We start from the raw sequence: 26,566 nt of genomic DNA on the forward strand, positions 1-26,566 counted from the left end.
GAGCATTATGGAATATAAAGAGAAAAAATACACCTATTTAAGTGGGCTGATACATGGTATCGGCACACTGACTACGGGGCTTAAAACCAGCATCAAGGTCTACTTCCGCAAGAAAGTGACCGAACAATATCCGGAGAACCGGAAGGAACTGAAGATGTTCGACCGGTTTCGCGGAACGCTGTCCATGCCCCACAATGAGAACAACGAACATCGCTGCATCGCCTGCGGACTGTGCCAGGCCGCCTGCCCGAACGGAACCATCAGCGTGACCGCCCAAACCGTGGAAACGGAAGAGGGAAAGAAAAAGAAAGTGCTGTCGGCCTACGAATACGACTTGGGCTCCTGCATCTTCTGCCAACTCTGCGTGAATGCCTGTCCGCACCACGCCATCACGTTCGACCAGAACTTCGAGCACGCCGTGTTCGACCGCTCCAAGCTCGTCCTGAGACTGAACCGCGAGGGTAGTAAAGTAATCGAAAAGAAAAAAGAAGCATAGATATGGGATCAACACTTGAAACAGTAGTATTCTACTTTTTGGCAGCATTCATTATTGCCATGTCCGTCATGACGGTGACCACCCAGCGCATTGTACGCTCCGCCACCTACCTGCTCTTCGTGCTTTTCGGCACGGCGGGTATCTACTTCCTGTTAGGCTACACGTTTTTGGGCTCCGTCCAGATTATGGTTTACGCCGGCGGTATCGTCGTCCTTTACGTATTCTCCATCTTGCTGACCAGTGGCGAGGGCGACCGCGCCGAGAAGCTGAAACGAAGCAGATTCTTAGCGGGACTCTTCACGATGGTTGCCGGACTGGCTGTTATCTTGTTTATCACGCTGAAACATAAATTCATGCAGACGGCCAACCTTGCCCCGCAGGAGATAAACATCCATGCCATCGGACGCGCCTTGCTGAGCAGCGACAAATACGGATATGTACTGCCTTTCGAGGCTGTGAGCATACTGTTGCTTGCCTGCATCATAGGCGGTATCATGATTGCCCGCAAGAGATAGGCCCCGGAGTATGAACAATCAAACATGGAACTGAATATGATACACATGGAATATTACCTGGTGGTCTCCACCATCATGATGTTTGCGGGAATCTACGGGTTCTTTACCCGCCGCAACACGTTGGCCATCCTGATTTCGGTAGAGTTAATGCTGAACGCCACGGACATCAACTTCGCCGTGTTCAACCGTTTTCTCTTTCCCGAAGGGATGGAAGGCTATTTCTTCGCCTTGTTCTCCATCGCCATCTCGGCTGCGGAGACGGCAATCGCCATTGCCATCATGATTAACATCTACCGCAACCTGCGCAGCATCCAAGTGCGCAACCTGGACGAAATGAAGTGGTGAGTCGTTTCCTGCAATGGAAACGGTAGTTTCTTACTATGGAAACGACCGTTTCTTGCATTGGGAACGAGCGTTTCCTATAGTGGAAACGGCCGTTTCCTCTGAAGAAAAAAACAGGAAACGGGGTTGAAACAATCATAACCTATAGTAATAACAAACAAATCAAGTAATTAAACACATACTGTATGGAACTAACAATTCTGATACTTCTTCTTCCTTTCTTCTCCTTCCTCGTATTGGGGCTCGGAGGGAAACGGATGTCGCACCGGACAGCCGGACTCGTCGGCACCCTCGTATTGGGAGCAGTGACGGCACTCTCCTATGTCACCGCCTTCCGGTACTTCTCTGCGCCGCGACTCGAAGACGGAACGTTTGCCACGCTTATACCATATAATTTCACGTGGCTGCCTTTCAACGAGACACTGCATTTCGACTTGGGTATTCTGCTCGACCCGATATCGGTGATGATGCTCATTGTCATCTCCACCGTGTCGCTGATGGTGCATCTCTACTCCTTCGGCTACATGAAAGGCGAGGTGGGTTTCCAGCGTTACTACGCGTTCCTCTCGCTGTTCACCATGTCGATGTTAGGGTTGGTGGTGGCTACGAACATCTTCCAGATGTATCTCTTCTGGGAATTGGTAGGCGTAAGCTCTTACCTGCTCATCGGGTTCTACTATACGAAGCCTGCCGCTATTGCCGCATCGAAGAAAGCCTTCATCGTCACCCGCTTTGCCGACCTCGGTTTCCTCATCGGTATCCTGATATACGGATATTATGGCGGTACGTTCGGCTTCACTCCGGACACCGTGGCGCTGCTCGGCGGTGGTGCTGCCATGCTGCCGTTGGCTCTCGGGCTGATGTTCGTGGGCGGTGCGGGCAAGAGTGCGATGTTTCCGTTGCACATCTGGCTGCCCGACGCAATGGAAGGGCCTACGCCGGTGAGTGCCTTGATTCACGCCGCTACGATGGTGGTGGCCGGAGTCTATCTTGTGGCACGTATGTTCCCGCTTTTCATCGCTTATGCGCCGGAGACGCTACACATGGTGGCGTGGGTGGGCGCATTCACGGCTTTCTATGCCGCAAGCGTGGCTTGTGTGCAATCGGACATCAAGCGCGTACTCGCTTTCTCTACCATCTCGCAGATTGGTTTCATGATGGTTGCCTTAGGCGTGTGCACTTCCATGCATCCGCACGAAGGCGGGTTGGGGTATATGGCTTCGATGTTCCACCTCTTCACACACGCCATGTTCAAGGCGCTGCTCTTCCTCGGCGCGGGAAGCATCATTCATGCGGTGCACTCCAATGAGATGTCGGCAATGGGAGGATTGCGCAGATATATGCCCGTCACCCACTGGACATTCCTGATTGCCTGCCTTGCCATTGCCGGTATTCCCCCGTTCTCGGGTTTCTTCTCGAAAGACGAGATACTGGCTGCCTGCTTCCAATACAGTGCCGCGATGGGTTGGGTGATGACTGTGATTGCCGCCATGACGGCTTTCTATATGTTCCGCCTTTACTACGGTATCTTCTGGGGAAAGGAGAACAAGGAACTTCATGCCTGCCACACGCCGCACGAAAGTCCGTTGGCGATGACTTTCCCGCTGATGTTCTTGGCAGCCGTCACCTGCGGAGCCGGGTTCATTCCTTTCGGACATTTCATCAGTTCGAACGGTGAGTCTTACTCCATCCACCTCGACCCGTCGGTAGCCGTCACAAGCGTGCTCATAGCCGCAACGTCCATCGCCGTCGCCACGTGGATGTACAAAGGCGAAAGACAGCCCGTTGCCAATGCATTGGCGAAATGTTTCAAAGGGTTGCACAAGGCTGCTTACCGCCGCTTCTATATGGACGAGGTGTATCAGTTTGTCACGCACAGGATTATCTTCCGTTGCATCTCTACGCCGCTCGCCTGGTGGGACCGTCATGTGGTGGACGGGTTCTTCGACTTCCTTGCGTGGGCTACACATACCACCAGCGACGAAATACGCAGCCTTCAGAGCGGACAGGTACAACAATATGCTTATGTCTTTTTCTGCGGCGCACTGGTGCTTATCTTGCTGCTGATTCTTTAAACCATAAACTGTAAATCGTTAAAACGTATCATTATAAAGATGAATTTCTTATCCGTATTCGTACTTATCCCCCTGCTGATGCTTGCCGGACTTTGGGCGGCACGAGGAATAAAAGCCATCCGGGGGGTGATGCTGACCGGCGCATCGGCGCTTCTGATTGCTTCGGTCGTGCTCACGTTCATGTATCTCGGAGAGCGTAGTGCCGGCAACACGGCGGAAATGCTCTTCCGCGTTGATACTCTGTGGTATACACCGCTACATATCTCCTACTCGGTGGGGGTCGACGGTATTTCGGTGGCAATGCTGCTGCTGTCTGCCATCATCGTATTCACCGGAACGTTCGCTTCGTGGCGCCTGCAACCGCTTACCAAAGAGTATTTCCTTTGGTTTACTCTCTTGTCGATGGGGGTGTTCGGGTTCTTCATCTCTGTCGACCTGTTTACCATGTTCATGTTCTACGAAATAGCCTTGATACCGATGTATCTGCTGATTGGCGTATGGGGGTCGGGACGTAAGGAGTACGCTGCCATGAAGCTGACGCTGATGCTGATGGGCGGTTCTGCCTTTCTGCTGATAGGTATCCTCGGTATCTACTTCGGTGCGGGGGCTTCTACCATGAACATCCTCGAAATCGCCCGGCTGCACAACATCCCCGTCGAGCAGCAATGCATCTGGTTTCCGCTTACCTTCCTCGGTTTCGGTGTATTGGGTGCGCTCTTCCCGTTCCATACGTGGAGCCCCGACGGTCATGCGTCTGCTCCGACGGCTGTATCGATGCTTCATGCCGGGGTGCTGATGAAATTGGGTGGCTACGGATGTTTCCGCATCGCCATCTATCTGATGCCGGAAGCTGCCAGCGAGTTGTCCTGGATATTCCTTCTGCTGACGGGTATCTCTGTTGTCTACGGCGCTTTCTCCGCCTGTGTGCAGACGGACTTGAAATACATCAACGCCTACTCTTCGGTCTCCCACTGCGGACTGGTGCTCTTTGCCATCCTCATGCTGAACCGGACGGCAGCGACGGGCGCCATTCTCCAGATGCTTTCGCACGGATTGATGACCGCGCTCTTCTTCGCCCTTATCGGTATGATTTACGGACGTACGCACACACGTGATGTCCGCGAGCTGTCGGGGCTGATGAAGATTATGCCTTTCCTCAGCGTATGCTACGTCATTGCGGGCCTTGCCAACCTCGGCTTGCCGGGACTGAGCGGCTTTGTGGCCGAAATGACTATCTTCGTCGGCTCGTTCGAGAACAACGACCTCTTCCACCGCACGCTCACCATCATTGCCTGCTCTTCCATCGTGATTACGGCAGTCTACATCTTGCGCCTGATAGGTAAGATTCTGTACGGAACGTGTACCAACCGACACCACCTCACGCTGACCGATGCTACTTGGGACGAACGCGTAGCCGTCATCTGCCTCATCGCCTGCGTAGCCGGGCTGGGTATGGCTCCTTTCTGGGTGAGCCATATGATTGGCGAAAGTGTATTGCCGATTGTCTCGCAACTGATACCCTGAACTGTAAACCGTTAATCGTAAAATAGTAAATCAACCTCATGGATTATTCACAATTTCTATATATGCGCGAAGAGCTGTCGCTGGTGGCAGTGCTGATAGTGCTGTTCTTGGCCGACCTCTTCATGAGTCCGGATGCACACAAAAACGACGGAAAGGCACGGTTGAATACCTTGCTTCCCGTCTTACTGATGGTTGTACACACGGCTATCAACCTCTTTCCGGCAACTGCCACCGATGCTTTCGGCGGTATGTACCACTATGTGCCGATGCACACGGTGGTGAAGTCTGTCCTTAACGTTAGTACGCTGATTGTTTTTCTGATGGCGCACGAATGGATGAAACGCGAAGATACCTCTTTCAAGCAGGGAGAGTTCTACGTGCTGACGCTCTCTACCCTGTTCGGTATGTATCTCATGATTTCCGCCGGACACTTCCTGATGTTCTTCATCGGGCTGGAGACGGCTTCCGTACCTCTCGCCGCACTGATTGCTTTCGACAAATACCGCCATCACTCTGCCGAGGCCGGCGCGAAGTTTATTCTTACCGCGCTTTTCTCCAGTGCCTTGCTGCTGTTCGGCCTGTCGATGATTTACGGCTCCACGGGAACGCTCTACTTTGACGACCTTCCCGCACGCATCATCGGCGACCCGTTGCAAATCATGGCGTTTGTCTTCTTCTTCACGGGGATGGCGTTCAAACTGTCGCTCGTTCCGTTCCATCTGTGGACAGCGGATGTCTACGAGGGTGCGCCGAGTGCAGTCACCGCCTATCTGAGCGTTGTCTCCAAAGGGGCGGCAGCTTTTGTATTGCTGACCATTCTTATCAAGATCTTCGCCCCGATGGTGGACGACTGGCAGGAGGTGCTCTACTGGGTAATCATCGTCTCCATCACCATCGCCAATATCTTTGCCATCCGTCAGCAGAACTTGAAACGACTAATGGCGTTCTCCAGCATCTCGCAGGCAGGATATATCATGCTTGGTGTTATCGGCGGCACGGCACAGGGGATGACGGCGTTGGTCTATTACGTGTTAGTGTATGCGGTGGCAAACCTCAGTGTGTTTGCCGTTATCACGATTATCGCCCTGCGCAGCCATAAGTTCACCCTCGAAGAGTATGCAGGACTTTACAAGACGAACCCGAAGATTGCTTTCCTGATGACGTTGTCGCTCTTCTCGTTGGCAGGTATCCCGCCCTTCGCCGGATTCTTCTCGAAGTTCTTCATCTTTATGGCGGCCTTCGACGCCGGTTTCCATCTGCTGGTATTCATCGCACTGGCAAACACGGTGATTTCACTCTACTACTACCTACTGATTGTGAAAGCGATGTACATCACTCCTTCCGACCATCCGATTCCTACCTTCCGCAGCGACGGTTGCACCCGGTGGGGACTGGTGCTCTGTGCATTGGGCGTCATCGGACTGGGTATTGCAAGCGTTATTTATCAATCTATCGACAAGTTCTCGTTCGGGATGTAGTTCGGGATTGCTACGGATTAACACAGATTATTTAACTTGATTATTGAGTATTAAGAAAGAAATCTGTACTAATCCGTGGCGAAAATCAGTCAATGACATTAGCAAGCCCTCTTTATCAAATCAGTTTCTTCTTCTTCCGATAGTTCTCACGAAACTCTTTGGGCGAACACTCTTTTTTCTTCTTGAAGATACGGTTGAAATTGGAAAGGTTATTAAAACCGCAATCGTAGCAGATTTCGGCTATCAACATGGTGGAATCGACCAACAGACGGGAAGCGAAACCGAGACGGATGTCGATGATATAGTCGGAGAGATTCTTTCCCGTGCGCAACTTGAAGAAACGGCTGAATGATACATCCGTCATACCCACCAGGCTTGCCAACTGCCCCAGACGAATCTCCTCCTGGTAATGGGTATTGATGTATTCCTGCACCTTCTGCACACGGCGGCTGTCTGAGTGAACGTCAATCTTGGCAAACGACGAACTGGCCAATGTGCGGGACTGCTCGTCGAACAAAGAGAGTTCGTAGAGAATGGTCATAAACTTGATGACCGCATAAAAGCCCTGTTTCTCGGAAGCCAGCGTATCCAACAGCGAATAAATCTTGAGAATGGCAGCCATCGGGAAACAGAGTCCTTTTTGTGCCCTCTCCAGCATCCGGCGAATGGAGTCGAACTGGTTCTTGTTGATGAAACTCTTGAAGAAGAGGTCGGACGAGAACTGTATCGTTATCTCGCGTATCTCTTTGGAGTGACATTCGTTCTGCTCCCAGACGTGCTCGAGGTCTTTGCCCGTTATCAGCACCAGGTCGTAATCGCCTATCACCTCAGAAGAGTCTCCTACAATCCGTCTTACACCCGCCGCCTTTTCCGTAAAGTTCAATTCGAACTCGGAATGGTGGTGAATGGGATAAGTAAACTCTGTTTTATAGCGTTCGGCAATATAAAAACAATCCTTGTCCGACAAAGGAGTTATTTCACGGATAATCTGACTGGATAAAGAGGTACTCATACGATAAGCGGTTTATTGGGTGGATGGTAAATGTATCAGTGTTCTATCTTTACTCCCATGCGGTGCAGGTCGGCACCTGAGGGATTTTGGAATACGCGCAGGCCGAATTCGGGAATGATGGCAAGCACGTGGTCGAAAACATCTGCCTGGATGCTTTCGTAGTTGACCCACACTTTGTCGGCCGAAAAGAAGTAGAGCTCCAGCGGAAGACCCGTCTCGGTAGGTTGGAGCTGGCGTACCATGCAAGTCATGTCCCGGTTGACGGCGGGCAGGCTCTTCAGATAGTTGGTCAGATAGGCACGGAACACGCCCAAATTGGTCTGGCGGCGGCCGTTTACCAATACCGAATCGTCAATCGCCAGCTCTTTGTTGTAAGCATCGAGGGCCTTTTCCTTCTCGTCGATATATGCTTTCAGCAGTTGTATCTTGCGGAACTTCTCCAACATCTCCGGAGTGCAGAAACACACGCTCGTCATATCGATGTTGACCGAGCGTTTCACACGCCTGCCGCCGGACTCCTGCATCCCCTGCCAGTTCTGAAACGAATCGCTAACCAGCAGGTAAGGCGGGATGGTGGTGATGGTATTGTCGAAGTTGCGCACCTTCACGGTGTTCAGCGTCACTTCTATCACCGTGCCGTCGGCTCCGTACTTGGGCATCGTAATCCAGTCGCCCACTTTCAGCATATTGTTGGCGGAGAGCTGGATACCGGAGACAAAGCCCATGATGCTGTCTTTGAAAACCAACATCAGCACGGCGGCGGAAGCTCCGAGTCCTGTCAGCAGTGCGACGGGACTTTGCTCTATCAGGATGCTGATGATGACAATGCCGCCTATGAAAAAAAGAATCACCTGCGCCGTCTGCAAAAGTCCCTTCAAAGGTTTGTCTTTGTACTGCTCCTTTTCACTATATACCAAATAGACGGCAGTGAACAGCGCACTTACAAAGCGCAGAAAGACGGCAAGTATATAAATCTCGCAAAGCCTGCGAAAGAAATCGAGCAGGGCGGAATCGATATGTTCGGGGAAGGCGACAGGGATGGCGATATAAATCAATAGCGGCGCCACCATGCGGCTGACGTTCGACAGCACCGTATCGTTGAACACGATATCGTCCCAGGTGGCTTTCGTCTGTTTCACCAGTTTGGACACGGTGTTCAGAATTATCTTGCGGCAAATCAGATTGGCAAGCAATGCCACAGCAACAATAAGCAGCAGTACGACAAAATTGTCTGCCTTATCTGCCAGAGTTTCATCCATCCCCACCGTCTGCAAGGCTTCGTTCACATTCTGCATCAGCGCACTGCCGGCTTCCTGTTCTACCAATGCAGCGGGAAGCATTTCGATGGTCTTTTTTCCTTCTTCTATAAACATATTATCTTTCGGTTTGTATGTGGTTCATTGTTTTTTCTTGTCCCAAATATTGGCTTATATCTTTCCTCAGCCAGTTGTAATGCAACAGCCGCTTGTAAGCGACGTTCTTCTTCAGCATGATTTCAACACTCACCTGGCTGTTCTGATAGCAAGTCAGTTCGTTTCTGAATTGCTTGTCGTGTTCGGCGAGGCGTTTAATCTCCTGCTCACGCTCGCGGCGCAACACCGTACAGACCGGAAGGAGCAGTTTCATCACTACATTGTCCATCACGTGGTGCCCTTGCATATAGAGATAGGTAGTCTCGGGGATGAGTCCCAACTCCTTCAGTTCGGTGCCCAATGCATCCACCTGCCCGATATTGCGGGAGAAGCGTTTCCTGAGTTCCGACAGTTTCTGAGCGACACGCTGCCGCAAGGCTTCCAGGCTCCTTTCGGGATGCTTGAGAGTGATTTCGCGCAAGGCGGTGCAGGTGTGCAGGTCGTACATCGGAAACGTATGGGTATCCCGTTGGCGATAGAACCACACATTCCACAGAAAGAGAGGGTAGACGATTTCGGAATACCTCTTCAAGTAGGTCTCGAAGTCAAAGATGAAGCGGTCGTTCAACGTGGCCTGCACGCATACTTCATGCAGGCTTTCGGCAAAGCAGTGGTAGTTTTCGATGGCATACGTGTAGGTCTGGAAGATGTATTTGTTGCGATTGACTTTGCGGGAAGTGCCGGTGGCACCTTGCAGCAGAAAATCATAGTCGCTGTCTACGCAGGCTATCAGGCTCCGGCCCAGTTCGGCGGTGTTCAGCGTATTCATAAGTACCATCTTCTTTCCTTTGGCCAGGGAGGTTGCCGAAGGAAGCATTACCTGGAAATAGTGTTCGTCGTCTTCAAACTCTTCGAGCAGCGTACGCCAGAAAGCGATGTCGTCATAACTCTCCACGTAGGCTATGATGCGCCGGCGAGCCTTCTTCGGATAGAGTTTGTGGGCTGCGCTGAAGTAGGAAGAGGTTAGATTGTCTCGTAATGAAGTTGCCATGCAGTGAGGGTTTGATGGGTTTGTTGTCAATGGACGGGAGCGGCTTTAAATCCGTCCGCTTCTGTCGAGATGTCGCTCACTTCCGTCACGGCATCCAGCCAGCCTTCCATGATGACGGCGGGCGAATGGGTGGTCAGTATAATCTGTACGTTCGGATTCAGCTCGCGTATCATGGCTATGAGTTTTTGTTGCCATTCGATGTGGAGCGATGCTTCGGGTTCGTCCATAAAGAGCACGCAATGGCTGTTGTCCTGCACAAGCACGGTGAGCAGGATGACGAGCATCTGCTTCTCGCCCGACGACAGTTTGTAGGGAAACAGCAGTTCGCCGTCCTGATAGAAAGCGATGTCGTTGCGCTTGCGGTCTATCTTCTTGCGGGTATAGCTGAACAGTTCGTCAATCATGTCCTGAAACCGGCGCTTGGCTACAGACAGGGTGGCTGCCTTGCGGCGCTCTTCTTCGCTGTCGGCCGAAAGCATCTCAATCATCTTATTGCCGATGTTGACTTGGTAGTCGAGGTAGCGGCGCTGCAAGAGGTAGAGTTGCCAGTCGAGTTCGGACTTCACGTTCTTGTCTGCCATGCGGGCGGTGAAATCTCCCATTATCAACGGGCGGTCGTAGCTCCGGATGACATCGTAGGGAATGTAGGTTGCTTCGGGATTGTCAAAAAACAGGCGCACCCCGCTCTTTTCATCGCTTTTCATTTCACCGGAAAGTTCTTCAAGATAGCCGACGGAACGGTTCAGAATGGTGGTCTTCCCCACTCCGTTGATGCCGGAAAGTATGTTCACATCGGGACGCAAGTCCCATCCTATATTAAAGCGTTCCCAGAGCCCGTGAATCTCGATACGACGGATATAATTAGCCTGTTGTTCCATAATATTCCATTTTAATCAAGGCAAATATATATAAATCCTATGACAAACAACTTCCGCAACCGTTTTTTCTTTTTCGGTTGTTGTTGCGCATTGGAATGTACAAGGATTTCCGTCTCCTTCGACTGCCGGCAAAACAGCGTAATTACAGTCTCATATTCAGTAGGTTACAGCGCATATATATGCTGCGTGCAGGAGATATATGTGCTGGAGATTGGATATATAGATGCTGGAAGTAGGACATATATGCCGTAAAAACAGGAGATATATGCGCTGAAAACCGGTCATACGGCAAGGGAAAATAGCGGGTAAACAGGGGGCAACAAAAAAGGGGAATATACAGTAATCATCCGTATATTCCCCTTATATTCAAAATCGGTACTTCAAACTGTTTCTCTCAAACAGGCTCCTATACTAATTAGCCAAAATAGTCATTTCCGCACCGGACGCAAAATCTTGCCCGTTCTGCGAACTCAAAGCAGTGAAACGGATGTAACGTGCCTTCATCGGCTTGTCAAACATCACTCTCTTCTCCTTCGAATTATTCTCGAAAGTTCCTTTCTTGACAGGTTCGCCCCATTCTTTGCCATCCATGCTGATGTGGATGGAGTAGTCTTTGATATGGCCGTTGCTTCCATTCTGACGCGGCAGGTAGGTAAAGCCTTTGATTTCTTTCACTTCACCAGCGTCAAGGTCTACCCAGTGCGGATACTTGGCTACAGTCACGGAATACATCGTATGCCATATCGTGCCCGGGTCTCCGTCTACCAGGTTGGAAGCATCGCCATCGCCCGATTCCTGACTGCTGGCGTATACTACCTGCATCTGGATGCTTTCTATCTTTTCAAACTTCATCACGGCACTGATATTCTTATTGTCTTTATACCATGCTTTCACTGTGCCGCCATTACGCAAAGAGATAGGTTCTTTGTATTCCTGTACCTTTTTGCTGCCGTCAATGGTGTAGCAGAATACAGCATCTTCACGTGCCGACGACAGTTCTACCATTCCGGCGGGAGTACGTGTGATGGTCAGCGGAATGTCTCCGGCAGGAGCAACGTTGGCAACAGCCGCCAAATCCTTACCACCGGCAGGACGGATGATAAAGCCCATCGTATGCTGTCCGGCAAATACCCTATCCTGAACAAGCGGACCGCCCTGACCGCAACTGTTACCACCCAAACCGGTAACCGCACAGTCCAAATGCAGGTAAGTATCGCCTGCTTCGGGCAATTGGTAAGGATGGGAAGCCAGTATCAAATCAAGTGCCGAATACGGAAGTGCCGAAACGGAAAGACGGTCGGTAGCTATAAAGACAGCACCCTGCCCCGACTGGTTGGTCAGTGCACACCAACGGACATCTTCGTGATTGCCCATATCCTGAGGTTTCGGGAAATTCACGAATTCACCTGACACCGTATTGGTGTACCGTTCTATGAACTGACCGCTTTTACGGTCTGCATAGTTATCAGCCGGACCTCGGCCGTAATAAGTAAAGTTAGCATATTGTTGAGGTACTTTCATTACATAGCCAAGACGGGGCAATGTGAGACTGGGACGGTTGGAAGTAATGCCAGACTGCAATTCGACGGAACCGTCCGGATATATCGTCCATACCTGATTGGTGATAAACTTAAAGTCATTGCTGCCGAACACTCTGTCCGTCTGTTCCACAATACTGTTTTTGCCGGAACTTGTACCACCTTTGATGCTTGCCGCATTCGGAGCCTGCGACTCTACGGTAAAGCTCAACACGACCTTATTCTCCTTGTCGCAAGTAGTAAACTCTACCAGTTTGTGTTTCAAGTTATGCAAACCGTGTTCAAACCACGGAGCATAGAACCAGTTATCGTTATTGGTGAAAGCGCGAAGAGCGTCTAACTTCGGTCCGTTTCCGTCCGCAATAACCGTTTCATTTCCGTATTTCAAGTTATAAAGGCTTCCGGTTTGCAAATCGAACGTCAGGTCGAACCCTTCTCCTTTTATCTCCATCTTTTTCGTAGCCGGATTCATGCGGGTCTTTAATGAACCGGTGGCAGTAGCGGCTGCCACTTCACCGACAGACGGACGTTCCGTAGCCTCCTTGACGCGGATTTGTTCTTCCGCCATCGCGAAGTCTTTGCCAGCCCAGGGTCTTGGGGCTTTCAGAACGAACTGCAATTTCACAAAATATTCCGCATCCTTTTTAAATGCAGCGCGGTTGTAAGGCAAGGAGAATTGCATCCGTTGGCGGGGAGCCAGGTTGATATCCTCTTTCAAAGTTGTCTGAATCACTTTGCCATCTTCGTAAACCGACCACAACAGGCTATATTCGTCCGCTAAGTTCTTGAAGTAATACTTGTTGAAGATTTCAAAAACACCTTTCTCAAGGTCTATCGCTTTCACCTCAATGTTCTGATAGACTTTCTTCACTTCATAGTATTGCGGTTTCGGTTCCAAATCGCCGAACACAATTCCGTTCATAACAAACTGTCCGTCATTGGGAGTATCGCCGAAATCACCGCCATAAGCCAGATAGCGGATTCCTGTCTTTGCGTCGTAGTTATACATCGACTGGTCTACCCAATCCCAGATAGCACCACCGCAGAAGAAGTTGGTAGACTCCATCGCTTCCCAATAATCAATCAGATTACCGCAGGCATTCCCCATCGAATGGGCATATTCCGAAATATGGAAAGGATACTTAATGTCATATTTTCCTTTGACTGCGCCGCGCACCCAACCGATAGAGGGGTATTGGTTGGAGCCCATATCCACAATGTCATTGTTGCGCTCATACTGTACGGGGCGCGACAAGTCGAACTGTTTCAACGCATCATAAGCAGCTACAAAGTTCTTACCCGGTCCGGCCTCGTTGCCCAACGACCAAATGACGATAGACGGATTGTTGACATTCGCGTGCACCATCTCCATCACGCGTGCCACGTGTGCATTCTTCCATTCTGCCGGATGCGAGAGGGAAGCAGCACCGTAATAATATTCGTGCGATTCGATATTCGCCTCATCTTCCAGATAAATACCGTACTTATTGCATAAGAAATACCAATAAGGATCGTCCGGATAATGCGAATTACGCACATGATTGATGTTGGCACGCTTCATCAGCATAACCTCCTTTTCCATAATCTCACGGGTAACGGCGTGTCCTACCTCCGGATTGGATTCGTGGCGGTTCACTCCTTTCAGTTTGACTGTTTTGCCGTTGATGTAATAGTAGCGGCCTGCAAGCCCGAATTCATCTTCCGATGCAGGTGTATCCCTGATTTCTACCTTACGGAACCCAACGATAGTGGATATCCGGTCGATAGTCCTGTCCTTCTTATCTTTCAGTTCGGCTACAAGTGTGTAGCGGTAAGGAAATTCCGCCGACCATTTATTCGGAGCTTTTACACGGAAAACAGTCTCCACCGCACTTATCCGGCTCGGTTCTATTTTCTCAATGACAGAAGACAGCACATCGTCTATCAGCGTATTCTCGTCGGAATAGAGTTTGTTGGCATACAATGAATAATGCACTTTATAGTTTTTTACTGCCTTCTTGTCCAAATTGCGGATGTCGGCCTTGATGGTCAAAGAACCGTCCGTATAAGCCGCATCCAAATCCGGTGTAGCCACCAGGTCACGGAAGTGTACTTTGGGAACCGAATAGAGAGCTACCGTGCGGAAGATACCCGGCAGACGAAACATATCTTGCGCTTCAAGAAAGGAGCCGTCGGAACTACGATACACTTCGGCAGCTACCGTGTTCTTTCCTTTTTGCAGATAGGGAGTAATATTAAAATTGGCAGTGTTGCGCGAGTTCTTGGAGAAACCTACATACTTGCCGTTTATCCACAGGTAGAAAAAAGAATCCACGCCGTCAAAACTGATGTAGATTTCGCGTCCGTCCCAATCTTGCGGTATATCGAAATCGCGACGGAAGGAGCCTACTTCATTGCGGGCTTTATACGTAGTCCAGTTGGCAGGCGGAGTACGCATCACTCCTCCGCGCCAGTCGTCTACTTTCACTGTATGCTTAAAGATAACGGGCTGATTGACATAGATAGGTGTACCGTACTTTTGGCTACCGTCTTTCTGTAGGCCATAGATATTCCAGTTTGAAGGTACGGGAATCACATCCCATGAAGCAACGTCAAAATCCGTCCGGTAGAAATCCTTCGGACGTGAATCGGGGTCGGGAGCCCAATGAAACTTCCAGTCGCCATTGAGCGATTGCCAGAACTTACTGTGTTCGGGCAATACTTTGCGGGCACTCTCCACATCCTGGAACGAGAAGAAATAAGCACGCGGCTGTTCCTTATTCAATGCAAGATTTTCGGGAGATTCCCACTCTTTTCCTGTCGGAGCACTTGCCGAAGCATAAGTGAATCCTTCTAACGGTTGGTCTGCATAACTATGTGTCGTCAGAACACAACACAAAAGACCAGTTAACAAGGTTTTGTTCATAAAGGTATTTTAGTTAATAGAAAATTATTCATGTCGCTGTTGCATCTTCATGCCTTTTCGCTCTAATAGTAAATACACACAAAAAGCACATTATCCTATATGAACAATGATTTTTTTAACGTATTTTCTCTATCTTAGAGATAAATTATCGAAATAAGTATCAAGCAAACTTTTGGCAGCAATAAACGAAGTCAGGTTGCCTTGCAATACCTGACGCTCTTTCTCTTGAAGCATTGCTTCAATCTTCGGATTATGATAAAAGCTGTCGCGCAACTGCTCGTTGATGCTTTCGTACATCCAATATTTGCTTTGTTCGTTGCGGCGATAATCGAAATAACCGTTCTCTTTTACGAAGTTGATATAAGCATACACCATATCCCATACTTCTTTGACACCTATATTATAAAAGCCGGAATATGTCAACACCTGCGGTGTCCATCCCGATTCGGGTGCAGGAAACAGATGCAATGCATTACGAAATTGGCTGGCAGCCAACTTGGCACGTTCCAAATTGTCTCCGTCGGCCTTATTTATCACAATACCGTCCGCCATTTCCATAATGCCGCGCTTGATACCTTGCAATTCATCTCCTGTTCCCGCCAACTGAATCAGCAGAAAGAAATCCACCATTGAATGAACCGCCGTTTCGCTTTGTCCCACACCAACGGTTTCCACAAAAATCTTATCGAATCCGGCAGCTTCACAAAGCACAATCGTCTCACGGGTCTTGCGTGCCACACCGCCCAATGAACCTGCCGACGGGCTGGGGCGGATGAATGATTTAGGATGTACGGAGAGTTTTTCCATGCGTGTCTTATCTCCTAAGATGCTCCCTTTACTGCGCTCGCTGCTGGGGTCGATGGCAAGTACAGCCAATTTTCCCCCTTTTTCAAGTATGTGCAATCCGAAAACATCTATTGACGTACTCTTTCCTGCGCCGGGAACCCCACTGATACCTACCCGGATGGAATTGCCGGAATAGGGCAAGCACTTCTCTATCACTTCCTGGGCTACAGCCTGATGTTCGGGCTTCACACTTTCCACCAGTGTGACGGCTTGGCTCAATATAGTGACATCGCCTTTTATGATACCCTCCACAAATTCGGCTACCGAAAGCTGACGTCTTTTGGACTTCCGCTTCAAGTAAGGATTCACAGACGAAGGCTGTTCGATGCCTTTATTGACAACAAGCCCCTTGTACTCTTCACTATTTTCAGGATGTTCCATGACCGTAAGATTGTTTAGCGTTTGATATTGATTTCAACTTTCGGGCGTATCGGGTCGTTCGTTATCATCAGAATACGTAAATGATGTTTCTTATTGCCCACATCACGCTTGCGAATCGTCACTTTCAGTTTGGTCATTCCATCCGGCGGAACCATTTTTTTCTTCAGGCTCACACCTACCGATGAATTGAACACCTGCAATTTACTAATAACCAACGGAGATTTTCCCGCATTGGCAATCAATATTTCGTAGTTGACCTTTTCTTTCTTAATCAACGGCACACTCAGGTCGATATTGGTTTCCGAGATGTGCATGGAAGGAGCATTCAGCGAATCCGCAGCCGTCATACGCGAAAAGTCGGGAAGAAGAACGGCTGAAACAGGTATTTCGTTATCCTCGCTCACCTTGTCGCCCGAGAAACGGGAAAGATAGACAGATGTCTGTGTCAATCCATAATCTTTCAACAATCCGGCGTCCAACGTCAGTTTGACTGTTCCTTTCTTGCCTTTCAAGAGGACTTTAGGCTCCGCTTCCATTTTGAGATAAGGAGGCAGATGCATCAATACCGGCTCATAGGGGCGGTCGGACAGATTGGCTATATTGAAAGTGAGCGTAGACTTCTGCCCCTGATAAACATCGGGGAAAGCAAACTCGTCGCAATCCATACGTATATTGCCAATGGCATAGGGAAGGGTCTTTGTGTAATCCTTCACTTCCTGCACCACTTCTCCGGCAAACTTGAGATAAACCAAATTCGGAGTAGCATTGCTGTATATCCCGACCGATTTCTCAAAATGTCCCAAAGCCTTCGCGTCGAAAGAAGCCTTTACCTTGCCTTTTCCTCCCGGAGCAATCGGTTCCTTCGTCCAGTCGGCGACGGAGCAGGCACAGGAAGTAGTGACATTGGTAAGCACCAACGGCTGGTTACCCGTATTGGTGATTGTATATTCCACTGTCACCGGGCGTTTCCACTCTATTTGTCCAAAGTTATGGGTCTCTTTATTGGAAGAGATACGAGGCTGAGCAACGGAGGCCAAAGCGACAGTCAGCAGAAATAATATAGATAACAGACTACGTTTCATGCGATATAATTTATTTTGGTGCACAAATGTAATTGTTTTAGATGAGTTTCTCACCACAGATTACACAGATTAACACAGATTGACGAAAGTAGTTTATCAAATATTTACTACGGTGGAAGGGAATTTTTCATTGGTAATGAAGCAGGGATTGTATGGTTCACGGTTGATTGAGAACCATACAATCCCTGCCCGGTTGCTGCTTTTATTTGCCGACAATTACGGTCGTTGAGGCGGAATGAGACGCATATTCAGGCGCATAGGCACATTGCATAGTGGCCAGTCCCGTCTCATAAGTTCCTGTGCGGTTCACGCGATAGCTGTATTCCAGTATATAGACTCCTTTTCCGAGATGGTCGAAGAAGAAATTGGTGGAAGCGTCTTTGATGTCTACATAGTAACCGATTCCGCCGTTCCAGCGATAGCCGGACAAGTTGCCGATGGGTTCGAAGCACGCGCCACGCTGGTCTTTCAATTGTACGAAGTCCATTGCACGGTCTGTACGGATGCTCAAACGCGAAACGATTTTATCTCCTACTTGAAGCACCGTCTTTGATGTGACGGGATGCAGTTGCGGAGTATTGTTCACTGTACGTTCCACGTACAATTGCTTCTGCACATTCAACGCACCGCCTTGTTGTTTCACGTCGCTTATCGGCGATTCGTATTCCGCATATACAGCCCCCCAGGCAATGCCCGGATTTCTCTTTTCCACTTTAATTTTACGAGCCTCCACCACGCTTTCCTCTGTGAACGAACGCTTGACGTATCCCAATCCCGGGACGGTAGTCTTGCTTGGTGAAACTGTTTCCAGTACTTCATTGCCAAGCGTGATGCGCACGTCTCCCTGATTACCAAGCAGGTCGACACCTTTCATCAAGAGTACATACACGGCGTCTGCGGTAGCCACCGGAGAGTTCCATTGCTGTGTCTGTTTCTGTTTGAGCAGCCAGAGTTTCATCTCTTCTACCGTCTCAGCATTGCCGCCAACCATTTCCAATGCTTCCATTACGTCTACGTGGGCTTGCATCTGCATTCCGCCCCAGGTATAAGGATTCTCGTTGAAGGCGAAGAACATACCCTGTTCGTCCGTCTTTGTCAGATGGGCTTTCAGGGAGGCGACAAACTGCTGTGCTTCTTTTTTATATCCGGCTTTGTCAAGCACGATAGCGGCAGTAGCCTTCGTACTCATCGAAGTCGAAGCAAGAAGTTCTTTTACTTTGGAGAGGTAATAAGCGTATGCTTCCTTGTTTGCGGCAGGAACTTGCTCGCCGGAGATGGCTATAATATACAGATAATGCAGGATATTGCCTGATACACCCCGCAATATCGCCCCTTTTCGCTGCATTTTCAGAATCTCCTCATACTCTTTCAAAGCCGACTGATGGAGGGATTTCAATGCATTTGCCTGCAAAGCGTATGCGACTCCGCTCAACTTCCCGCCTGTGAACAAGGCAAGGCGGGCGTTGAGTTCGGCAATATAGGCGGTGACGTAAGTACTACCGTTCATACCTTTATACCATGACCATGTACCGTCGGAATTCTGCAATTCCTTCAATCGTGTCAAGGCGGCGATGTTGTTGTTGCGGATGTTGTTCAAATCAAACAGTGTGGCGATGCGTTCTTTCTGTTGTTCTTCGGTTTGCGCTTCGAGCACCCACGGCGATTCGGACAACAGGATATTCTTCACTTCCTGATTCTTTTGCAGGTTGCTGAGAAAGGTTTCTTTCGTTCCTCCCTGAAGTCTCCAGCTATCGAACACTGCCTTGATGCGCGGCTGACTGTTCATAATATAAGAAGCCAATGTGTTCGCATAATAGGCGGTAGCCCACGAAATGGCATTGTTGTCCGTGGGAAGACTCAAAGCCGGCAAGGCCTGAATGGCATACCAGGCAGGAGTCCCGGTGAATTCGACTGTCAACTTACGGTCGGTTGCCGTCTTGCTGTGCCGATTGAACAGATGATTGAGCGGGAAGATGCGGGTTTCTTCTCCGCGTACGGGCATCGGGAGGGTTTCCACTAAATGTTCTTTGTTGCTGAGCACAGGAAGCAACTGCTGTTCTCCGTCGCTGAATGTGCCGCTATCGGCAATCATCCGACATCCTACCACTTCGTACTTGTCACTGACAGCAAACAGGAAGTTCACGCCAATCGTCCCTCCTGCTTCAACGGTGAATTTCTCTGTCTGCGTCTCGATTACCTTTTCCGTCGCCGGGTCGAAAAGCATCATGCTTACCGTTCCGGTTTGCGGCTTGTCAGTCATGTTGGAGACGGAAGCCGCTACAGAGGTCTTATCGCCTACGCGCACGAAACGCGGCAGATTGGGAGTGAGCATGAATTCCTTACTGGTAGTGGCTTCGCCATCCAGTATTCCCGTCAGCATTCCCTTTGTGTGGGCATAACCACGGAAGTTCCAGCGCGTCAGACTTTCGGGCATGGTGAATGAGAAGGATACCTCTCCTTGCTCGTTCGTACGGAGTTGGGGATAGAAGAAGGCTGTTTCGGAAAGATTCGTACGCAGGTCGGCGGGAGCATCGGGAAGCATTTCCTCTTCCCATGCGCCAAGCTCGTCGGTTGAATCCGATACGACTTCCAAGATTCCATTACCGGCTGCTTTGGAGGCCAAAGCCGGTACATATTTCACTTCCACCGGAGCACTTCGGGATACCAAAGCCCCCGACATTGTATATGTCAATATACCTACTCCGCTCAAAATCGAGAAACTGTCGTATTCCATCGACGGCACTGAAAAACAATTGTTCTTCCACTGATAATGGAATAAATTGTTTCCCGGATATCCCTTCATCCAATAAAAAGAAGGCACCAACCGTCTATAATGAATCTGAAAATCCTGACGGTGATTCCAGATTTTATCAAGTGAAGCATCATACATCGTAGCCAACATCTCCGCATCGGCGGCTTGTCCTTGTGGTGTCTTAACCGTCAGTTTCCACTCTTCCTTCTGTCCGGGACGCAGTTTATCGCGAAATACCTCCCACTTCATCGCCAGTTTCTTGTCCGGCATCCGTTTCTCTATCCGAATCTGTTCTTCGTAGATTCGTTCGTTTCGCACCATACAGAGATTGACAAAAATACCGTCGCCGTAGTTTTCCCGATAGGGATACTCGAAGCGGAGAATCTCATCGGAGAGTTTGAGTGCCTTACTTTCCAACAGTTTGTTGCCGTTGACTACATTCATCATCACATACGCGTCCTTCTCCGAAGTTCCGAAATAGAATATTGCCGGATGCGTGGCGTCGAACTGTACGTTCTGCTGGTAGAGCCATACGGCAGAGGGCACGGGCGGACGCTTGTCTTGCTGTGAAAAAAGGATGGTACGGGTCTCTGCCGTCACTTCCTTGCCCTGGTTGTCTTTCGCCGATGCTTTGAGTACATACGCCCCCGAGGGGATATGCTGCCAGTTGAGCGTTGTCTGCTCGTTGGAAGCAAAAGTTCCTGTTGCCACCGGATGCTCTTCCAACTGCTTGAAGTTTGCGTCTTTGGCCGCATACAGCGCATAGTTTCCTTTTATTTCCACAGGTTGCCGGTTGAGATTCCATGCATTAAACTCCACAGCAAACGGAGCATCCTTGCACGTTTTCTCTTTCAGTTCCATTTGCAGTACCAACGAGCGTGTGCCTGCCGAAATCATCTCCGTAGACGACTGTGTCTCGCCTGCCACGTTGGTAGCGGTGACTTCAACGGTATATTGATAGTGTATTTTATCATTGTCCTTATAAGCGGCGCGCTCTTCCAAGCGGACCGGAATCGTGAACTCCCCATTCGCGTCGGCAATCACTTCGCCGGAGGCAATCTGCGTAAAGTCGGAAACTCTCCAAAAACTGTAGACGGAGCGTTGTATGGTATATTTCACCGGAAGGTCCTGGAGCAGCACACCGCTATACGACTGCACCTTTCCTTTCACCTGTACTTCATCTCCGAGCTTGTAGCTTTCCGTCTGCTTTTCGATAATGATGTCGAATGTCGGGCGTTTGTATTCTTCCACGCGGATTTCTTTCCAGTTTTCTCCCACCCGCAAAGAGAACGTTCCGTTGAGGCATACCGAAGGCAATGCGAAGTCGGCGGTAAACGAGCCGAAGCCGTTGGTGCGTACGGATTTCTTCCCCACTTCCTGATTGTTTGCATCCAATAAGACGACTGTGTAGTTTTTGTCGGTCAGCACGTTTGCCGTATCGGAACCTTGTATGTGGGCAATACCTTTTACATAGACGGTCTGACCGGGACGATATAGGGAACGGTCGGTCAGCAGCGTCACCCTTTCGTTTTTTTTATTCGTATCGCCGTAAAGTCCGAAACCTCCACCATAAATGTACTGTGGCTTCATAGAGGTATCCGCTCCTTTCGAGGCTTTCAAATAACTGTATTCAGACTTCCAGGGAAATCTGACTTTGCCGTCTTTACCGGCCGTATATTCTTGCAGCACTTTCTTTGTATGGTCATGGAGTGTGATTTTAGCATAGGGAATGGGATGTCCGGTTTGTCCGTTCAACGCCACTACTTCATATTGATTCTCGGGCAGACAGGACGAGAGCACCCTGAATCGCGTTACGGTGAAATCGTATTCGTGGCTCTCCTCCGTACAGTCATCGGGCACGATACACATCACATACGCTCCGAGGTCGGGAGCCTTGAAGGTGAACACAGTGTCTTGCCTGCGGTAATCCTTCGGTCGGGAAAGGGAGTAGTGCTGTTCTTTCACTTTTTTCTTCGCCTGATAGAGTTGTATGGTGAATCCGTCCAGGTTCTTATGTGCAACATTCAGATTAATCTCCTCATGGGGAAAAACCTGCCGTGCTGTATTGACTTCGAGAAAAGGGGATAAAATCTCTTCGCGGAAATCCTTCACGGCATTTATCCTGTAGTAAGAGGGATAAAGGCGAATGGCTTCGTCGCAGAGCTGCAAGGCTTCGGTCTGCCGTTCTTTTTCGCAGGCGTAGCGGGCTTGTGCCAAATAGATTTCCGCACTGACGGAAGAGGACGACGTATGCTCGTTTTTCAACGCATTCAAAGCTGAGAGGTATGTGCCTTCTCCGTATGTATCGCTTTTCCATTTCAAATAGTCGAGTGCGGTGAGGATGTAGCCTTCTTTCATGGCGGCACTCTTATAGGTGGCCATCATGTTTTTGTAGATATCGGCGATGTCCTGTTTCACGGGCGACGGTATGGTGTCGTTGAAGATGGCACGTTCCAAAGTCTTTATCCGGTTCAGCGATTGGACGGCACGGGAAGCCAGCAGATGATACATATCGTGGTGGTAGTATTCGCTATACTTGGCCAGCAGAACGAAAGGGACATAGGTGCGCGAGGAAGTCTTGAGCAGCAACACCGAATCGGCCAATGCTTCCTTTACGTTTGTACGTACTTTTTCGACAAACATATTCGCTGTCCATTCGCGCATATCAGAGGCGGGGGCTTCTCCTACGATTTCTTTTCGCTGGCGGAGTGCCCACCGGTTATTGGCGGCATAGCCTGCGTAGATGTCTGCTATCAGAGAGTGCAAGATGGCGCGATCCATCGGAGGAGTCGTGGTCTGCTCCGCCCATTGTTCCAGTCCTTTCAGATAGGAATAGATACTGTCCGGCACCAGGCCTCCCTGGACATCCATCTTCCACATATAGGCTTTCAGCATTTGTGCGGAGTTCTTTTCTTTCTTTGCTTTGCGGTAGATTTTGTCCGTTATTTCGACTACCGGTTTGGGCAAGTGTTCCAGTTGCGCCTGTTGTACCTCTTCCCATAGACTGTCGAAAGTTTGTGCCTGCACTGCGGGAATCATTCCCGACACGCAAAGCAGTACCATGATACACGCCTGCTTTATTTTCATAATCTTTCCTGTTTTAAGTTCACTTTAATCTTACCTGTATGAACAATGTCCGCTCGTAAACGCACTTGTATCAAACTCACGTTGAATAACAAAGTAAAGAAATAAAATCTGAATCTTCCTCTTTTTTTGAATAAATATAATTGATTTGTACTATCATAACAATTATTATGACAATACGGCTGGTTTTCGTGCTGTTTCCCGCAGCCGGTTCATGGAAACAGACCGCTTCTTCAAGGCTAAACGATTGGGGATAAAGTTATTCCTTATTGGATATAAAGTTGCGCGGAAGCTATCAGAAACCTGTTTTTTGCCAATTTCAAACTATAAACGCAAGTTGCGTTTTTATAAACGAAGGCTTTGATTATAAAAACGAAGGTTGCATTTATATAATCAAAGCCTTCGTTTATAGATTGAGATTGACAAAAAAGATTTTTGTCTACGGCAAACGAGAAGTTTGCAATCAATGGAAAAGAAGTTTTCCACGGATGGTTTGCAGCACAAGATGCGGTAGATGAGAGGCGATGAACAGATTGTGTTTCCGGCAGATACAAAAAGTGGGGATACGTCCTTAAAACGATATCCCCACCATGAATCAAGCGAATACACACTCGCTTATTTTTCAATCCTGTATCCCCACGCAAGCATTTCGTTACGACCTACTTCACTGAGGATTTTTCTTACTAAAGAAGTTATTTTCTTTGCCATAATCTTCTGTTTTTTTTAATTACTAAATTATTTCTGTTTGGGAATTACCGCATAAATTGTGGAATATCCCCATACGTGTACGTCGGCTTCGCCGAACTTTCTAAACAATCTTTTTAACCTTTTCATTCTGTTATCCTTTCTATTATATGTTTTAAAACACAAAAGTAAGGGCTTTGTTTAGGCATTATACTCCAAAAAGGCTGTATTCTATGTTTTATAGCACATTTATTGATTTATATCAACCGCGTGCCCACACGCTACTTGTCTGCACAAAAAAACAGAGAGCATCTCTTCCATACGAAGAGACACTCTCTGCTTTATACTATACCTATATTATATATAGGAAAAAAACGCTTGCTTATTTCACCGGAGTCTGTTCCAACGTAGCCACAAGGAAGTCGTAGAACTTCTGCACGGTAGGAATCAACGCCCTTTCGTCCGGCGAGTGGGGCGAACGCAAAGTAGGTCCGAAGGAAATCATATCCAATCCCGGAATGATGGCACCGATAATACCGCATTCCAAACCCGCATGAATCACCTTCACGGCAGGCTCTACGCCAAACTGCTGCTTATAGGACGCCTTCATCGCATGAAGTATCGGAGAATTGACATCAGGCTGCCAACCGGAATAACCGCCCGTCAGCTCCACTTTCATTCCTGCCATAGAGAAGCAGGACTCCAGACTTGTCGTAAGACACTCTTTCATGCTGTCGCTGGAACTGCGAGCCAGAATCTTAATCTCGGCCTTACCGCCGCCAATCGTAATAATGGCAAGGTTAGAAGAAGTTTCCACCGTATCGGGCACAGTGGGAATCATACGCATCACCCCATTCTGACAAGCAAAAATCGCATCTATCAGGTTGTCTTGTATCTCTTCGGGCACCTGTCCTGCGGGAAGTTCCACCCGTTCTGCCGTAAAGCTAACCGGAGTTTCGACAGCCGCATACTCTTCATTGAACAGCTCCTCGCAATATTTCACCAAGCCCAACAGTTCTTCTTCATTCTCGGCAGGAATCGTCACAACCGCACACGCTTCGCGCGGAATGGCATTGCGCATATTGCCGCCTTCCCAACTTGCCAAACGGGCTTCGTAACTTGCAACGGCTTCACGGACAAAACGAACCAGCAATTTATTGGCATTGGCACGTCCTTCATTGATTTCCAAACCGGAGTGTCCGCCACGCAATCCTTTCAGTGTGACTTTCACCGCAATATCTCCTTCCTCCGGAGCTACTTCCTTATATTCTAAGGTAGCAGTCACGTCCATCCCTCCGGCACAACCGATATACAGCTCGCCTTCGTCTTCCGAATCGAGGTTCAGAAGAATCTCTCCGTTCACCGTGCCCGGTTTCAATCCGAATGCGCCGAACATACCTGTCTCCTCATCCTTAGTGATTAAAGCCTCCAAAGGACCGTGTTTCAAGTCCTTCGCTTCCATCACCGCCATGATAGCGGCTACGCCGATTCCATTGTCGGCTCCCAATGTAGTGCCTTTCGCCTTCACCCAGTCGCCGTCTATGTAAGTCTCAATCGGGTCTTTTTCAAAATCGTGCACTGTATCGTTGTTCTTTTGCGGAACCATGTCCATATGTGCCTGAAGAATCACACCTTTGCGGTTCTCCATGCCCGGAGTGGCAGGCTTGCGGATAATCACATTGCCCGCTTCGTCGACAAAAGATTCCAAACCTAAGCCTTTTCCGAAACCAATCAGAAAGTCAGTAACCTTTTCCATATGTCCCGACGGACGAGGAATCTGAGTCAACGAATAAAAATGCTTCCACACATTCTGTGGAGCCAAAGAAAGAATTGTACTCATAACGAATCTATTTTTGTGTGTTAGTAGATGTCACTTTCGCTGTCTGCCGGCAAACGATAACGCCGTCAAACCATATACGCCCAACAAAACTACTAAAAAGGTTTGAATAGCGTGCACAATCAACGCAAATATTCCTGCTTCCGTCTCATTTATGCCGTAAAACATCAACATCGAAATGATAACGAAATGCCACGGCCCCGCTCCGTTGGGCGTAGGCACAACCACCGCAAACGTACCGCCGACAAACATGACCAATGCAGCCATCATACCCAAATGAGCCGTAAAGGCAAAACAATAGAACGTAAAATAGAAATGGAAAAAGTAGCACGCCCAAATGGCAAATGTATAGAATAGGAAAAGGGGAATATTGCGCACGCCTTTCAAAGACATGACTCCTTCCCAAATATGAAGCACAAAGCCTTTCACCTTCTCATAGAAAAACAACGTCTTTCTCAAAAAATAGAGCAACGCCGCCACTCCGATGAAGCAAAACAGGACAATATAAAACCAAACAGACGTCAGAAGATGCAGAAAAGAGGGAATCTTCGTGCCGGTCTGTTGAAGGAAAGTGACAAACACCGGCATTTGCAACAATACGGTTCCGCCCGTTATCAGAAGGATTGTCAGCGTATCAATCATCCGCTCGGTAACTACCGTGCCCAATGATTTGGCAAACGACACATTATTATATTTAGCCAATATACCGCAACGGCTCACCTCACCGATTCTGG

General features: G+C 49.0%; 16 protein-coding genes. 6 read left to right on the forward strand and 10 right to left on the reverse strand.

The features are described from left to right. Nucleotides 1–7: 7 nt before the first annotated feature. From QZ331_RS06725 to QZ331_RS06750, 6 genes are all read left to right on the forward strand, one after another. Nucleotides 8–496 (forward strand): 4Fe-4S dicluster domain-containing protein, encoded by a 489-nt coding sequence (locus tag QZ331_RS06725; protein WP_294629185.1) that lies wholly within the window; start codon nt 8–10, stop codon nt 494–496. A 2-nt stretch (nt 497–498) separates the two neighbouring features. Further along, nucleotides 499–1,011 carry an NADH-quinone oxidoreductase subunit J gene (locus tag QZ331_RS06730; RefSeq protein ID WP_294629186.1) on the forward strand — a complete coding sequence of 171 codons (513 nt, stop codon included), beginning with the start codon at nt 499–501 and terminating at the stop codon, nt 1,009–1,011. 36 nt (nt 1,012–1,047) lie between these two features. Next, the gene (nuoK, locus tag QZ331_RS06735) at nt 1,048–1,356 is read left to right on the forward strand and encodes an NADH-quinone oxidoreductase subunit NuoK (RefSeq protein ID WP_294629200.1); all 309 of its coding nucleotides are present in this window, start codon (nt 1,048–1,050) and stop codon (nt 1,354–1,356) included. A 182-nt stretch (nt 1,357–1,538) separates the two neighbouring features. Further along, nucleotides 1,539–3,428, forward strand: coding sequence for an NADH-quinone oxidoreductase subunit L (nuoL, locus tag QZ331_RS06740; protein WP_294629187.1), 1,890 nt, complete (start codon nt 1,539–1,541; stop codon nt 3,426–3,428). A 39-nt stretch (nt 3,429–3,467) separates the two neighbouring features. Beyond that, the gene (locus QZ331_RS06745; RefSeq protein WP_294629188.1) at nt 3,468–4,952 is read left to right on the forward strand and encodes an NADH-quinone oxidoreductase subunit M; all 1,485 of its coding nucleotides are present in this window, start codon (nt 3,468–3,470) and stop codon (nt 4,950–4,952) included. A 38-nt stretch (nt 4,953–4,990) separates the two neighbouring features. Then, nucleotides 4,991–6,430 (forward strand): NADH-quinone oxidoreductase subunit N, encoded by a 1,440-nt coding sequence (locus QZ331_RS06750; RefSeq protein WP_294629189.1) that lies wholly within the window; start codon nt 4,991–4,993, stop codon nt 6,428–6,430. 115 nt (nt 6,431–6,545) lie between these two features. Here the strand turns inward: QZ331_RS06750 and QZ331_RS06755 are convergent, their stop codons facing one another. From QZ331_RS06755 to QZ331_RS06800, 10 genes are all read right to left on the reverse strand, one after another. Beyond that, entirely contained in the window at nt 6,546–7,442 is an 897-nt protein-coding gene (locus QZ331_RS06755) for an AraC family transcriptional regulator (protein WP_294629190.1), read from the reverse strand. Nucleotides 7,443–7,477: 35 nt separating this feature from the next. Beyond that, nucleotides 7,478–8,815 carry a mechanosensitive ion channel domain-containing protein gene (locus QZ331_RS06760; protein WP_294629191.1) on the reverse strand — a complete coding sequence of 446 codons (1,338 nt, stop codon included), beginning with the start codon at nt 8,813–8,815 and terminating at the stop codon, nt 7,478–7,480. Nucleotide 8,816: 1 nt separating this feature from the next. Further along, nucleotides 8,817–9,845 carry a DUF4435 domain-containing protein gene (locus QZ331_RS06765; RefSeq protein ID WP_294629192.1) on the reverse strand — a complete coding sequence of 343 codons (1,029 nt, stop codon included), beginning with the start codon at nt 9,843–9,845 and terminating at the stop codon, nt 8,817–8,819. Between the two features lie 26 nt (nt 9,846–9,871). Beyond that, complete coding sequence (locus QZ331_RS06770) at nt 9,872–10,723, reverse strand: AAA family ATPase (RefSeq protein WP_294629193.1); 852 nt, start codon at nt 10,721–10,723, stop codon at nt 9,872–9,874. A 411-nt stretch (nt 10,724–11,134) separates the two neighbouring features. Then, entirely contained in the window at nt 11,135–15,166 is a 4,032-nt protein-coding gene (locus QZ331_RS06775) for a glycoside hydrolase family 2 TIM barrel-domain containing protein (protein ID WP_294629194.1), read from the reverse strand. A gap of 129 nt (nt 15,167–15,295) precedes the next feature. After that, a complete protein-coding gene (gene meaB / locus QZ331_RS06780; protein ID WP_294629195.1) occupies nt 15,296–16,393 on the reverse strand; it encodes a methylmalonyl Co-A mutase-associated GTPase MeaB in 1,098 nt (365 codons plus the stop codon). A gap of 14 nt (nt 16,394–16,407) precedes the next feature. Beyond that, nucleotides 16,408–17,475, reverse strand: coding sequence for a DUF1573 domain-containing protein (locus QZ331_RS06785; protein ID WP_294629196.1), 1,068 nt, complete (start codon nt 17,473–17,475; stop codon nt 16,408–16,410). Between the two features lie 202 nt (nt 17,476–17,677). Further along, complete coding sequence (locus tag QZ331_RS06790) at nt 17,678–23,314, reverse strand: alpha-2-macroglobulin family protein (protein WP_294629197.1); 5,637 nt, start codon at nt 23,312–23,314, stop codon at nt 17,678–17,680. Between the two features lie 1,063 nt (nt 23,315–24,377). Beyond that, nucleotides 24,378–25,835, reverse strand: coding sequence for an aminoacyl-histidine dipeptidase (locus QZ331_RS06795; protein ID WP_294629198.1), 1,458 nt, complete (start codon nt 25,833–25,835; stop codon nt 24,378–24,380). Between the two features lie 30 nt (nt 25,836–25,865). Continuing rightward, the coding region (locus QZ331_RS06800) for a lysylphosphatidylglycerol synthase transmembrane domain-containing protein (RefSeq protein WP_294629199.1) at nt 25,866–26,566 on the reverse strand (701 nt) is incomplete at its 5' end.

Origin of the sequence: uncultured Bacteroides sp. (assembly GCF_910586915.1) — a bacterium.
Taxonomy (GTDB): Bacteria; Bacteroidota; Bacteroidia; order Bacteroidales; family Bacteroidaceae; genus Bacteroides.